The 14,189-nt window shown below is 41.3% G+C and carries 15 protein-coding genes; 9 read left to right on the top strand and 6 right to left on the bottom strand.

Annotation, left to right across the window (positions count from 1 at the left end; all coding sequences use genetic code 11):
• Positions 1-901 precede the first annotated feature (901 nt).
• Genes Q0017_RS06545 through Q0017_RS06530 form a run of 4 tightly spaced genes read right to left on the bottom strand, consistent with a single transcriptional unit; the run spans position 902 to position 4,985 of the window.
• Complete coding sequence (locus Q0017_RS06545; protein WP_298144292.1) at positions 902-1,087, bottom strand: hypothetical protein; 186 nt, start codon at positions 1,085-1,087, stop codon at positions 902-904.
• Positions 1,084-2,793, bottom strand: a complete 1,710-nt coding sequence (locus Q0017_RS06540) for an FAD-dependent monooxygenase (protein ID WP_298144289.1) — start codon at positions 2,791-2,793, stop codon at positions 1,084-1,086. The genes Q0017_RS06545 and Q0017_RS06540 overlap by 4 nt, the downstream gene beginning before the upstream one ends.
• Positions 2,794-2,829: 36 nt before the next feature.
• Positions 2,830-4,149 carry an MFS transporter gene (locus tag Q0017_RS06535; protein WP_298144285.1) on the bottom strand — a complete coding sequence of 440 codons (1,320 nt, stop codon included), beginning with the start codon at positions 4,147-4,149 and terminating at the stop codon, positions 2,830-2,832.
• 56 nt (positions 4,150-4,205) lie between these two features.
• Entirely contained in the window at positions 4,206-4,985 is a 780-nt protein-coding gene (locus tag Q0017_RS06530; protein WP_298144282.1) for an IclR family transcriptional regulator, read from the bottom strand.
• A gap of 393 nt (positions 4,986-5,378) precedes the next feature.
• Here Q0017_RS06530 and fahA point away from each other — a divergent pair, with 393 nt between their 5' ends.
• The 9 genes from fahA (at position 5,379) to Q0017_RS06485 (ending at position 12,254) form a co-directional block, all read left to right on the top strand.
• Positions 5,379-6,662 (top strand): fumarylacetoacetase, encoded by a 1,284-nt coding sequence (fahA, locus tag Q0017_RS06525; RefSeq protein WP_298144278.1) that lies wholly within the window; start codon positions 5,379-5,381, stop codon positions 6,660-6,662.
• An 18-nt stretch (positions 6,663-6,680) separates the two neighbouring features.
• Positions 6,681-7,319 carry a maleylacetoacetate isomerase gene (gene maiA / locus Q0017_RS06520; RefSeq protein ID WP_298144275.1) on the top strand — a complete coding sequence of 213 codons (639 nt, stop codon included), beginning with the start codon at positions 6,681-6,683 and terminating at the stop codon, positions 7,317-7,319.
• 21 nt (positions 7,320-7,340) lie between these two features.
• Positions 7,341-7,916: a VOC family protein gene (locus tag Q0017_RS06515; protein WP_298144272.1), complete on the top strand. Its 576-nt coding sequence runs from the start codon at positions 7,341-7,343 to the stop codon at positions 7,914-7,916.
• A gap of 19 nt (positions 7,917-7,935) precedes the next feature.
• Positions 7,936-8,637 carry a CoA transferase subunit A gene (locus tag Q0017_RS06510; RefSeq protein ID WP_298144269.1) on the top strand — a complete coding sequence of 234 codons (702 nt, stop codon included), beginning with the start codon at positions 7,936-7,938 and terminating at the stop codon, positions 8,635-8,637.
• A 3-nt stretch (positions 8,638-8,640) separates the two neighbouring features.
• Positions 8,641-9,288, top strand: a complete 648-nt coding sequence (locus Q0017_RS06505) for a 3-oxoacid CoA-transferase subunit B (protein WP_298144267.1) — start codon at positions 8,641-8,643, stop codon at positions 9,286-9,288.
• Positions 9,289-9,359: 71 nt separating this feature from the next.
• Complete coding sequence (locus Q0017_RS06500) at positions 9,360-10,535, top strand: thiolase family protein (protein WP_298144264.1); 1,176 nt, start codon at positions 9,360-9,362, stop codon at positions 10,533-10,535.
• 83 nt (positions 10,536-10,618) lie between these two features.
• Positions 10,619-11,005, top strand: coding sequence for a carboxymuconolactone decarboxylase family protein (locus Q0017_RS06495; RefSeq protein ID WP_298144261.1), 387 nt, complete (start codon positions 10,619-10,621; stop codon positions 11,003-11,005).
• A gap of 257 nt (positions 11,006-11,262) precedes the next feature.
• Positions 11,263-11,916 (top strand): oxygen-insensitive NAD(P)H nitroreductase, encoded by a 654-nt coding sequence (nfsB, locus tag Q0017_RS06490; protein ID WP_298144257.1) that lies wholly within the window; start codon positions 11,263-11,265, stop codon positions 11,914-11,916.
• A gap of 107 nt (positions 11,917-12,023) precedes the next feature.
• The gene (locus tag Q0017_RS06485; protein WP_298144252.1) at positions 12,024-12,254 is read left to right on the top strand and encodes a hypothetical protein; all 231 of its coding nucleotides are present in this window, start codon (positions 12,024-12,026) and stop codon (positions 12,252-12,254) included.
• Here the strand turns inward: Q0017_RS06485 and Q0017_RS06480 are convergent.
• Together Q0017_RS06480 and fba are read right to left on the bottom strand one after the other, a co-directional pair.
• On the bottom strand, positions 12,217-13,068 hold the full coding sequence (locus Q0017_RS06480; RefSeq protein WP_298144249.1) for a DMT family transporter: 852 nt from the start codon (positions 13,066-13,068) through the stop codon (positions 12,217-12,219). The genes Q0017_RS06485 and Q0017_RS06480 overlap by 38 nt on opposite strands.
• Positions 13,069-13,145: 77 nt before the next feature.
• Complete coding sequence (fba, locus tag Q0017_RS06475; protein WP_298144401.1) at positions 13,146-14,186, bottom strand: class II fructose-bisphosphate aldolase; 1,041 nt, start codon at positions 14,184-14,186, stop codon at positions 13,146-13,148.
• Positions 14,187-14,189 lie beyond the last annotated feature (3 nt).

Genomic DNA, 14,189 nt, shown 5'->3' with positions numbered 1-14,189 from the left:
TTACAGGCAAGGTCGATCGTCATAAACACGTGTTTAGAATTGAGCCAAGTCTTGCCAAATACTTAAGCCAAAATCCCAATTCTTTGTATTAACATCAATACAGGGCGCTTAATCTAGCCACCATCCTCAGTTGGCTTTACATTTACCTGTCTTATATTGTTTGCCAATAATCGTGTAGCGACTTTATCAAAATACTTTTATCCACAGATTGTTTAGCTAAAGTAAATATTGCTGTATCACATCAATTTGGCTTTGCTTAGTCTAGGAACACCTTGCATGGCATCTATGACAACTTTTTGTAAATCAAGATGATTAGGATTAGCTGCATAGCCCATCGTGGCAGGTCAATCAATTGCACTCATAAATTAAAATGTCATTCATATTGCACGATGTCACAAGCCAACGCTGCCCCAAGCAGTTAAAGTATGCATCGGTGGATGTAGCATAACCTGTGGACGATTAGCGACAATACTTAAAAGCCAATAAAAAACCTGAATTGGCGGGTATTTTATCCTGCGCAAACAGACATGTTTTTATTCTCAATGCATTTTTTAGCCATTTACCAACCAAAATTGAGCAATTGCTTTCATTTTTTTAAGACGGACTATGCTTTCTCTAGTACGTATTGCAGTATAACTTAAGCATTGCATAAGTTTTGCTTAGGATTAAAAGGACTATAGATGAATAAAAAATTTGGGTTATTGTGATCGCGTAAAAATTGCAATAGTTGTTGTGATTTATGCAATGTGCAATTTATTTTTTATCAGCTTCAATGTAAAACCAAGCTGATCTATGATTGGGGTTATATAAGTACAACCAACCTTTTTTATTTTTTCCCTCAACGTAAAAAATCCCTAAGCATACGATTTTGATGCTTAGGGATTTTGTTGATTAAAAGCTTTTAATCTTCTAGAACTTTTGCCTGATTAATCAGCTGTAGAAAAATAGAGCCATCCTGAATTTGGTTGGCACTCAGTAAAGCCAATTTCACTAAAAATAATTCACGCTTTTCCGCAGGAATTGCGTCAATGCTTTCAGCCAAGTGGTCATATACTTTTTCTAAATTATCAATTGAGATTGTGTTCATGCTGCTACTCCTTGTGCAACTTTAGCAAATTGTTGAAATGTTTGCGTCAACTCATTTTCGCGATAGTTGATCCAACGACCATTAATATGGTGGCCTGGGCGAACTAAATACACCGCATTTGCACCAGCAAAGAAACGGTCAGCAGCCACTTCTGGAGTAATCGTTAACGACACATCTGCTTCTAATACTGCTTGACCGTCAGTTGCTAATGCCACGACCTGAACAGGAAGTCCTTTGTCTTTCAAGGCTTTAGTTTCGAGTGCTAAACCTGCTGGAAGTTGGCCATTTTCAGTCAACACAATCACTGAGAATTTTCCAGAAATTGAGTCATATAAGAATGAACCATCATCAAATTTCACGTTTGGAATAAGTGAACCATTTTCAGTCAATTCATTCATTTTCGCGTTGTCATCAAACTGGCTGTTCAATGGCGAGTGCGTATATGCGTGTGGACGTGAAGTACGCCAGTGATATAACGGACGAACAAATTCGTGCTCAAGTGATAACGATAAAACCGCATTACGAAGAAGGCGAAAACCATCTGTTGGTGGCGCCATAAAGCGTGTAGATTTGCCAGCTTCTGCGATAATTTCACGCGCAGCACCTACACGGTCAAATGTATAGCTTTCTAGAATTTTCTCTGGTGCCCAGCCTTTTACTGCTGCTGCCAACTTCCATGCTAAATCTTGCGCATCTTGGAAACCCGTATTTGCACCGCGTACACCAAAAATTGGCAGTAAATGCGCAGCATCACCCACAAAGATCACGCGATTGTGCACATAATTGTCTAGTGTTAAAGCACGCGCTGAATATACAGTGCTCCAATCCATTTCCCATTCAAGGTGATCTTGACCAATCATTTTCAATTGGTCATTTACAGCCTTGTGTAGATTTTCTGGAAGCAATGCTTCTTCTGGTGAAATAGATGGATCTAATTGGTAATCAAAACGCCAAATATCGTGTGGTTCACGGTGCATTAAAATCGTGTTACCAGGGTTCCAATCTGGAGAGAAGAATGCAAGGCGTTCGGTTGGATAGTCTAGCTTAATACGAATATCAGCAATCACGAAACGGCCTTCGTAGCTTGCGCCTTCCATCCAAAGCTTCATGCTTTCACGAATTGGCGAGCGACCACCGTCAGCTGCGACCACCCATTTAGACGTATGCTTGTATGAACCTTCTGGTGTTTCAACAGTTAAAGTCACTTGATCATTGTCTTGAACATGACCCACAACTTTGTTGCCCCAACGCACTTCGATATTGCTATTTTCTTTAATGGTTTCTAATAAGAAATGTTCTAACCAGTTTTGCTGCAAGTTGTTTAGCGGTGCAAATTGGTCGTTTTCATTGGTTGGCGATGCCATACGGAAAGCCACTTGACCTTTGTAGATCGAGTTACCATGTGTCCATGGTAAAGCTTTTGACATAATGCGTTCAGCAGCACCTGCAGCCTGCAAAATTTCCATAGAGCGTTTGGTATAAACCAAAGCACGGCTACCTTCAGACAATTGCAATTCGGTAGACAATAAAATGACTTTCACGCCTTGTTTAGCCAATAACAACGCTGTGGTCATACCGATTGGGCCTGCACCTACAACGGTAACAGTTTGCTCATCTGTGGTCACATCTGTTTGGCTATGGAAATGTGGGTACACTTCATAATTGTAATAAAGTGATTGTCTTGGCGTATTGGCTGGAAAATGCATGTCAGACTCCTTGTCGTCATTACACTGAGATTAAAGTTAAGGTTTAGATGCCGTTGCTAAAGCTGATGGCATATCGTTGTTCAGAGATTCAGAATTTTGTGGTGCATAGGTACGATAAGCATGACTGCCGCGCATACCATAGAAATAACAGCTGAGTAAAATTACGGTAAGGACAGAACAGATAATCCAAACCCAAGTAAATGAACCGAATGCTGCAGCAATCATTGAAATTGCAGGTACGCCTGTGGCAATACCTAAAGTCTGGAAACGTAAGCAAATGCCATAAACTTCACCATAATGCGCAGGACCATAGGTTTTTGATGCCACAACCGCAGGTGTTACCGTACCAATACAGTTACCTAAGCCCCAGAACATCACCCCGATCAGGCCTAACATCCACATATCTGGTGAGTTGGTGAAAATAAATGGCAAACAGGTCATCAGTACAGCAGCACAAACAATGGTTGTTGCCGCTAAAGAACCAAACTTGTCATACATCCAACCTAAGGCAACTTTGGCAAAAATCATAATGCCCAAAGTGATTACAAGTAGAGTTGCCGCTTCTTCCATACCGAAGGTGTTTTGCAAATACACAGGCAATTGCAACACGATTCCACCACCTACAAAGCCAACCAAGAATTGGGCTGTAAGCATCGACCAGAAAAAAGGCTTTTTCTTTAATACTTTAGGCTCAAGGTGAACCAGGGCCAGCTTTTCATCGACGTTCGCTGTTTGTAGCTGTGCTTTGTCTGCACCGAGTGCTTTTAAACCCATACTTTCTGGTGATTCTTTGATCAAAAAAAGAATCAGCAATGCGCTCACCACAAACATCATGGCTGCAACGCTTTGATAAGCAAAAGCAAGGCTGTAATTTTGAATACAATAGGTGATGTATTTGCTCAATAGCATGCCAAATAAAGCACTACCTGACAGCGCAATACTCATCGCTAAGCCTTTTTTCTCAACAAACCAACGGTTCACCAAAATATTTGGCGGAATAAAGGTAAGACCTGTAGAGAAAAAACCAAAAAATACAGCGACGATGTACAGTACAATCACATTCGATGCCAATGAGAATGCAGCGTAGCTTAAGCAAAAACCTGTTAAGAAAAACAGAAGTGCTTTTTTAGTATGTTGCTGAATTAACTTCCCCACTATTGGAGAAAATATCATCACTGTAATGTTGATAATGGTTGAACATAGCGCAAATTGAGTCGCGCTAATCCCAATATCTTTTGTAAAGGCATTCAGATAGATATTAAAAGTGGTGATTGTCAGTGCAATCGCTGCGCCCGAAATCGCCATTAAGGCTAATACAATCCACCAGCCGTAAAAGAACTTGTTTGATTCCTTCATTCTGCTTTCCCTAATTCCCTCAATGTCAGCCCAGAGAAAGCAGATTTAGACGTCGCTTATCTCTGAGTGATGTATTGTGTTAATGCCTCAGCAGTTCCTTTTAAGGCACTAACTTTTTCATTTTCATAATCTATAGGTAACTGTGCTTCAGTGCCGAGTGCTGCTATACAAAATTCAATTTCGCCTTGAAGATTGAATACGGGTACACAAAGAGCATTCACACCTACCAACATATCGCCTGAAACAGTTGCAATCCCCTTTTGAACAATCTGCTGTTTCATGTCTTGAAACTCAGCCCAGTTCGCAGGATAAACGCTCTGCCCCTGCATCTTTTTGAGTTGCCACTCTTTTTCCAACTGAGGACGCACGATGTCTTCTGCCATAAAGGCTGCATATGCACGTCCAGTTGCTGAGTTCAGCATGGGCATAATTGAACCTACCCGCGTAATGACTGAAACCTGTTGATTGGGTTCCATCCACTGCACAATGAGCGGTCCTTGTGATGTCCATTTACTGATCTGCAGCCCGCAATCAATTTGACGGTGCAGTGCATTAATCATGGGCTGAGCCGCTTGGATTGCATCGGTACGTTGAATACAACTTAAACCTAAGCGCCAAGCCCGATCACCTAATGCATAACGTCCATCGCTCAGTTGTTGGGCATAATTCATACGAATTAGGCTCACCACATAACGATGAACTTTTGCAGGATGCATCGACAATTTCTCTGCCAACTCTTTGAGCATCATTGGTGCTTGATGCGAAATTAACGCATCAAGCACCGTCAACCCAACTTCTACGGACTGTACGCCACCTTGTATTTTCTCTTCAGACATTCGTCTTCAACTCTCACTTTTATGATCAGTATTCTACTCGAAGCGCACTGATTGCAAAGCGTCAAACACAAGAAAATCGTCGCAGTGCCCCCGAAGCTGGCCTCCTCGTTGATGATCTAAAACTTTAGTTTAATTACGCAATTCATAATCAAATTACTTATTGCGAAATTTATGAAAACGAGTATGATTTGATTAATCGCAAAAATCAATAGTTCTTAGACGTTAGGCTTATAAATCATTTTGTTATAAATAAGCTTATGTTTTTTAATGATTTTATATGTAAGAAATACATTTTTTTACAACTAAAGTATAAGAACTTTTGCTGAAATTTTATTCTCGATGAATAAACGCGCCGCAATATGTTTGCGCTGCTTTGACACAAGGAACATGGAAATGACTATCCAATTGAAATCATTTATCGACGTTGCTCAAGATTCGGATTTTCCAATCCAAAACTTGCCGTACGGTGTATTTAGTGAAACGCTTGATGGTGAACGCCGCGTGGGTGTAGCGTTGGGTGAATGGGTGGTTGACTTAGCTGCATTGGAAGCAAACGGTTATTTAAAAATTGAAGAAGGTCAAACTTTCTTTAATCAAGCTACACTCAATAAATTTATTGAATCAGGCAAAGCCAACTGGTCTAAAGTACGTGCTGAGCTTCAAAACCTATTGGCTGAGCACAATGCTGAGCTGCGTGACAACCAAGCATTACGCGATCAAGTTTTCTTCAAACAAGCAGACGTAAAACTACATTTGCCAGTACATGTACCTGGCTACACAGATTTCTACTCATCTAAAGAACACGCAACCAACGTTGGCTGTATGTTCCGTGATCCTAAAAATGCTTTGCTTCCTAACTGGTCTGAATTACCAGTAGGTTATAACGGTCGTGCAAGCTCAGTGATTGTGAGCGGTACAGATGTTGTTCGTCCATCGGGTCAAATCAAATTACCAAATGCTGATCGTCCACAATTTTCTGCCTGCCGCAAGCTAGACTTTGAATTAGAAACGGGCTTTATCGTAGGTAAACCAAATAAATTAGGCGAGCCGATCTCAATTGAAAATTCTTGGGATCACATTTTCGGTATGGTGCTGTTTAATGACTGGTCTGCTCGTGATCTACAGCAATGGGAATATGTGCCACTCGGTCCATTTAATGCCAAAACATTTGCATCTTCAATTTCTCCATGGATTGTGACTTTAGAAGCACTTGAACCATTCAAAACACGTACACCTGTTCAAGAACCTCGTCCATTGGCTTACTTACGTGAAGAAAATGTAGACAACAGCTATGACATTAATCTGTCTGTAGAAATCCAAGCTGAAAATGCTGAACAAGCCGACGTGATTTGTGAAACAAACTTCAAATACATGTACTGGTCTATGTCACAGCAATTGACGCATCACACAATTGCAGGTTGTAACGTGCAAGTGGGTGATTTAATGGGTTCAGGTACGATTTCTGGTCCTACACCTAACTCTTACGGTTCTTTACTTGAAATCACATGGAATGCGACAAAGCCGCTCACTTTAGCCAATGGCGAAGAGCGTACTTTCATGCAAGACGGCGATACATTGACCATGAAAGGCTACTGTGAAAAAGATGGTCTGCGCATTGGCTTTGGTGAAGTTACCGGAAAAGTACTTCCAGCAGTTCAGTTTAATTTCGCTGAATAAGTACCAATAGGAACAGCGATGAAACTTTATACCTATTTCCGTAGTTCTGCCGCTTACCGTGTACGCATTGCTTTAAATCTTAAAGGATTAGAAGCAGAACAAGTGCCTGTACATTTGGTTAATAACGGTGGTGAACAACATAGTGAAACGTATCGTCAAGTCAATCCAAGTGAATTAGTGCCAACATTGACTGAGGGCGATTTCGCTCTTGGTCAATCCCTAAGCATTATTGAATACTTAGATGAAAAATATACCGATACAGCATTGTTACCACAAGACTTACAACAACGTGCCCAAGTACGTGCATTTAGTTTAAGCATCGCTTGTGACATTCATCCTGTAAATAACTTACGTGTACTGCAATATTTAGCAGGCACATTACAAGTCACAGATGAACAAAAAAATGCTTGGTACAAACATTGGGTTGAAGTCGGTTTTAACACACTAGAAGCCTTACTCACTCAATCCAACGGTCAGTACTGCTTTGGTGAACAGGCAACGCTTGCTGACTGCTGCTTGATTCCTCAAGTTTATAACGCACTGCGCTTCAATGTTGATTTATCGGCATATCCGAAAATTCAATCGATTTACGCGCACTGTAACACTTTAAAAGCTTTCCAACAGGCAGCGCCAGAAGCGCAGCCAGAAGCTGTATAAATATTTTATAAGGACATAATCATGGCGATTCAAATCGAAAAAATCCACCATGTGGCTTACCGCTGTAAAGATGCAAAAGAAACAGTTGAATGGTACAAAAAGAACCTCAACATGGACTTCATTTTAGCTTTTGCTGAAGACTATGTACCTTCAACCAAAGCCTTTGATCCGTATATGCATTTATTCTTAGATGCTGGTAATGGTAACGTTTTGGCTTTCTTTGAACTGCCAACACAACCTGAAATGGGTCGTGATGAAAATACACCAAAATGGGTACAACACATTGCGTTGAAAGTCAAAGACCGTGATGCGCTGATCGAAGCAAAAGCGCATTTAGAAGAAAATGGCGTAAACGTGCTTGGTATTACCAACCACGGTATTTTCCATTCAATTTATTTCTTTGATCCAAATGGTCACCGCTTAGAATTGGCATATGACGATGAAAAAGCGCCTGAAAAAATTGCCATGATCACTGAAGAAATGAAATACGAAATGCTTGAGGAATGGTCTAAGAACAAACGTGCACCGCATCATACCCAATTCCTTCATGCAGACGAGCTAGATAACAATTCTGCGACTGCAAAAGTTGATGACTGATTTTTAAAGGATTAAAAACGTGAATAAATTGGTTGCAAGCGCTCAAGAAGCCTTAGCAGATGTTGTAGCAGATAACCAAACGTTGGCGGTGGGTGGTTTCGGTCTTTGCGGTATTCCTGAAGCATTGATTGACGCATTAAAAGACACTGGCGTTAAAAATCTAACCTGTATTTCTAACAATGCTGGTGTAGATGATTTTGGTTTAGGCAAATTGCTACAAACCAAGCAAATCAAAAAAATGATTTCATCTTATGTCGGTGAAAATAAAGAATTTGAACGCCAATATTTAAGTGGTGAGCTTGAAGTTGAATTGACGCCACAAGGTACTTTGGCTGAAAAACTTCGCGCTGGTGGTGCAGGCATCCCTGCATTCTTTACCCAAACTGGTGTAGGTACTTTAATTGCACAAGGCAAAGAAGTACGTGAATTTGATGGCAAAGAATACATTCTTGAACCATCACTCACTGCAGATATTGCTTTAGTTAAAGCGTATAAAGCTGACAAAGCAGGCAACCTTGTCTTCCGTAAAACGGCACGCAACTTTAACCCTGAATGTGCAGTTGCAGGAAAGTTCACCGTTGTTGAAGTAGAACACGTCGTTGAAATTGGTGACATCGATCCGGATGATATTCATTTACCGGGTATCTATGTCAACCGCATCGTGGTGAATGCTTCACCTGAAAAACGCATTGAACAAATGACTTTAAAGGCGGAGGCTTAAATCATGGCTTGGACGCGTAATGAAATGGCACAACGTGCTGCTTTAGAACTTGAAGATGGCTTCTATGTCAATTTAGGGATTGGTTTGCCAACCTTAGTTGCCAACTACATTCCAGAAAACATTAATGTCTGGTTACAGTCTGAAAATGGTTTATTGGGTATTGACGAGTTTCCTACAGCTGAAACTGTAGATGCTGACTTGATCAATGCAGGTAAACAAACAGTGACTGCACGTAAAGGTGCATCATTCTTCTCAAGCTCTGAATCATTTGCCATGATTCGTGGTGGCCATGTCAACATTGCCATTTTAGGTGCCATGGAAGTTTCAGAACAAGGCGACCTAGCTAACTGGATGATTCCCGGTAAAAAAGTCAAAGGCATGGGAGGAGCAATGGATTTAGTTGCTGGCGTTCAAAAAGTTGTGGTGCTCATGGAACACAATGCCAAAGATGGTAGTGCAAAAGTTGTGCCTCAGTGTGCCCTACCACTTACAGGCAAAGGTGTCGTGAACCGCATCATTACTGACCTTGGTGTGATGGACATTACTGAGCGTGGTGTTGTATTGGTTGAACTTGCCAAAGATGTAAGCTTAGAACAGATCAAAGCTGCAACAGGTGTTGAACTGATCATTGATGCATTACAAGTCGCTTAATATTGCACATGGATCAAAGCAGCTTCGGCTGCTTTTATTCTATTTATACTGTTGAAATAACGAGAAATTGCATGAAAAAAATTGTCATTGTTGCTGCTAGCCGTACTGCTATGGGTAGCTTCCAAGGTAGTCTTTCTAGCTTAAGCGCGCCACAATTAGGCGCAGCTGCGATTCAAGAAACAGTGAAACGTGCAGGAATCAATGCTGAAACGATTGATGAAGTGATTATGGGCTGCGTTCTGCCTGCAGGTGTAAAACAAGGTCCTGCACGTCAAGCGATGCGTATTGCGGGGATTCCAGATCATGTGGGTGCAACCACCATTAATAAAATCTGTGGTTCGGGCATGAAAGCCGTCATGCAAGCGGCAGATGCCATTAAAGCACAAAGTGCACAACTCATTATTGCAGGCGGCATGGAGTCTATGAGTAATGCCCCTTATCTCATGGATAAAGCGCGTGCTGGTTTGCGCATGGGTCATGGCAAAGTGACTGATCACATGTTTCAAGAAGGCTTAGAAGATGCTGAGACTGGCTTGTCTATGGGTGTACTCGCACAAGACACAGCAAATAAGAAAAACTATACTCGCGAACAACAAGATGCATTTGCCATTCGCTCACTTACTCGTGCGCAAGCTGCCATTACCAATGGTGACTTAGCAGCAGAAATTGCACCCGTGACGGTGACGAGTCGTAAAGGTGAAACGTCTGTTACGCAGGATGAAAATCCGTTTAATGCAAAAATTGATAAAATTGCAACCCTACGTCCTGCTTTTGCCAAAGATGGCACCATTACCGCTGCCAATGCCAGCTCCATTTCTGATGGTGCATCAGCAATTGCCGTGACATCTGAGGACTATGCGCAAGATCACGCTTTACCAATATTGGCTGAAGTCAAAGCCTATGCTAGCCATTCTCAGCATCCATCTGAATTTACAATCGCACCAGTGGGTGCTATTGAAAAAGTTTTGGCCAAAACAGGTTGGAGTGTAGCTGACGTTGACCTTTGGGAAATCAATGAAGCTTTTGCTATGGTAAGCATGGCTGCGATTGATGCTTTTGAGCTAGATGTAGAAAAAGTCAATATTTGTGGTGGTGCATGTGCACTGGGTCATCCGCTTGGCTCATCAGGTTCACGTATTATTGTCACTCTTATTCATAATCTTAAACGTCTAGGTCACAAAAAAGGGATTGCTGCCTTATGTATTGGCGGTGGTGAAGCAACTGCTATTGCTGTTGAATTACCTTAATTCATCAACATGCCATGAGAATATTCTCATGGCATGTGTATGTTCTAAATCACAAAATCTTTATTCAATATTTGAGGCGAGCAATGTCACAGCAAGATTATGAAAATGGTTTAAAAGTGCGTACTGAAGTCATGGGTGAAAGCTTTGTTCAGCGTGCACAGGACAATACAGTCGCATTTACCCAACCACTTCAGGATTGGATTAATGAGCATGCTTGGGGTTCAACTTGGCAACGTGAAGGTGTGCTACCACGTAAATATCGCTCACTGATTACTATTGCATTTTTAACTGCACAAAAAAGCCCAACTGAACTCAAAGGTCATGTACGTGGTGCACTTAATAATGGTGCAACAGTTGAAGAAATTCAGGAAGTGTTATTGCATAGTCTTCCATACTGCGGTGCGCCTGCCACTCAAGAAGCTTTCCGTGCTGCACTCGAAGTCATTCAAGACTATGAGCAAACAAAATAACCAGAAGTTTATAAAAAAGCCTTTCCATGAAAGGCTTTTTTACAGTGAATTTTTTAGAAAAATTTAGCTGATTGCCAATACCTGATATGGTAGGAAAATATAAACACTATTGCCTCAGTCTTATTTATGGTCAAAATTTTCAATCATTAAAAAAGATGATGGAGCTTATGTGTTATCTTTAGATAAACTGCATAAATAGTTGCCGCAAGCGCAGTGCTTTATTTAAAATGCTTTAAAAATGATGTTGGATATGCCACATGGATCTATTAAAAGTTTTACAAAGCCGTTACACCACCAAAGCTTATGATGCGAGTAAACGTATCCCACAAGATAAGTTTGAACAATTGTTGGCCATTCTGCGCTTAGCACCATCGTCTATTAATATTCAGCCGTGGCATTTTATCATTGCTGATCATTTGGCGGCCAAACAACGGATTGCAAAAGCTTTAGTGGGTAAGTATGCATACAATGCGCCAAAAGTTTTAGACTCCTCTCATACCATTTTATTTTGTACCAAAGCGGATATTGATGCTCAGCATTTAGAGCAATTATTGGCACAAGATGAAATCAGTGGTCGTTTTAAAGATGAACAAGCCAAGCAAGGGCAAAAAGATACACGCACGGGTTATATTGAGTATTATCGCAACGAAAAAGGTGATATTCAGCGTTGGGCTGAAAATCAGACCTTTATTGCCTTAGGACAAATGCTACTTGCAGCAGGTGTTGAACAGATTGATGCCACACCGATTGGTGGTTTTAATGAAGAAATTTTAGATCAAGAGCTACAACTCACGGCTCAAGGTTTGGTTCCATCGGTGATTTTAACCTTAGGCTACCGTAGCGAACAGGATTTCAATGCCAAATTACCTAAATCACGTTTATCTGAAGATCTCATTTTTACGCATTTATAAGTGGTAACACTTTGGGCAAGTTCGCTTGCCCAAATATAAAAAAATAGGTTGCTCATCGCCACAAAAAGACTATATTTTATACAAAAACAAAAAGACGGTACTCAGTCATGTTAAAAATTGCCCCTCTTCCGATTAAGTTTGAATGCTCAAGCTGCCATCATCTTTATATGCATGTTGGACAACAGGCTTGCGCGCGGCATTATCCAAGTTGCCCCGATTGCGGTGCACATGGGCGCTTATTGGGCAATGCCGAAGCAATGGATGCACTGAAATATCCACGTACTTTAATTAAAAGTTATTTTAAGATGACATTGCAAATGCTAGACAAAATACGCTAATTAAAGCGAGGCTTAAGCCTAAAACTGAACTTGGTTTTAAGTGCTCTTTAAAAATTGCAACACCGGCAATCACCCCTAAAACCACCACCAAAATATTCATACCCGCAAACACCACGGCAGGACTGTCTTTAAGTAAGCTATGCGCTTGCAGATATAGGGCAATATTGGCAAAATTAAGCACGCCCAAGCCTAAACCCGCCCCAATATTTTTAGCACTGCCCCACGTTGCGTAACGATAACGAAGAAAGCATAGCGACAGTATAAAAGCAAAAATAAAGATAAGATTTAAGGTCGTCGCAAACTGTAGCCCAAGACCGGTGCTATATTTGAGTAATACGTCAATTAAGGCATATCCACCCCACACCAAAGCCAAATAAAGTAAGCCTTGGTTTTTTGAAGCTTGATCTTTTTGGTGTGAATATAAAATCAGCCCAATAGCCACCACGCCTAAACCAATCCCTAACAATTTAAGCGCATTAAAACTTTCATTGAAAATAAAATATGCCGCAGTTAAAGATAATACCACTGACAAACGCTGAGCGATTTCGGTCTTTAAAATACCGGCCTGATTAAGTGCCTGTGCTAAGCATAAAAAAATACTTGGCAATAAAAGCCCTAAACTCAGGATGAGCCACCACGGCGTTGCCCAAGACAGTTGGCTAAATTGTGGCTCAAACCACAGACCACATAACACGCTTGCCGAAAAATAATTCCAAGTGATCATCTCAAATGGCTGATAGCCTTTTTGCTTGGCTATTTTAAGTAAAATCGAAACACATACGCTGCATAAGGCAGCTGCCAAAATAAAGCTCATATCTGGTTAAGTCATCCATATTGACAAAAAAAGCCCACATAAGTGTGGGCTTTTTTTTATAGATAAGCTATGGCAAATTATTTACCGTAGAAACCAACCATTTTTTCTAACGAAATTGGACGGATCTTATCTGCATTACCAGCTGTACCAAATGCTTCATAACGATCTACACAGATTTGTTTCATTGCATCAACAGTTGCTGCAAAGAATTTACGTGGATCGAATTCAGATGGTTTTTCAGCCATTAGACGACGCATTGCACCTGTAGATGCTAAACGTAAGTCTGTGTCGATGTTGATTTTACGTACACCGTGTTTGATTGCATCAACCAATTGTTCAACTGGCACACCGTAAGTTTCGCCGATGTTACCGCCGTACTCATTGATCACTACCAACCATTCTTGTGGCACTGAGCTTGAACCGTGCATCACAAGATGGGTATTTGGAAGTGCCGCGTGAATTTCTTTAATGCGATCAATCGCTAAGATATCACCTGTAGGTGGACGCGTGAATTTGTAAGCACCGTGTGAAGTCCCTACTGCAATCGCTAGAGCATCAACATTGGTGTCTTTTACAAACTGAGTTGCTTCTTCAACAGAGGTTAACAATTGAGAGTGGTCAAGTACGCCTTCAGCGCCTACGCCATCTTCTTCGCCTGCCATACCTGTTTCTAGGCTACCTAAGCAACCAATTTCGCCTTCTACCGATACGCCACACGCATGTGCCATTGCTACGGTTTGACGTGTAACATCCACGTTATATTCATACGACGTTGGTGTTTTGCCATCTGCCGCCAATGAGCCATCCATCATGACTGATGAGAAGCCCAATTGGATTGAACGTTGGCACACATCAGGGCTTGTACCATGATCTTGGTGCATTACCACAGGAATATGTGGCCACTCTTCAATTGCCGCTAAAATTAAGTGACGTAAGAATGGAGCGCCTGCATATTTACGCGCACCTGCAGATGCCTGTACGATCACAGGCGAATTGGTTTGATCTGCAGCGAGCATAATGGCACGCATTTGTTCTAAGTTGTTTACGTTAAATGCTGGTACGCCGTAAGCATGTTCGCCGGCGTGATCCAAGAGCTGGCGCAATGAAATAAGAGCCATAAT

Source organism: uncultured Acinetobacter sp. (assembly GCF_947624825.1).
Classification (GTDB): Bacteria; Pseudomonadota; Gammaproteobacteria; order Pseudomonadales; family Moraxellaceae; genus Acinetobacter.
Note: the sequence above shows the minus strand (reverse complement) of the source record. Positions and strands in the feature narration are given on the sequence as shown.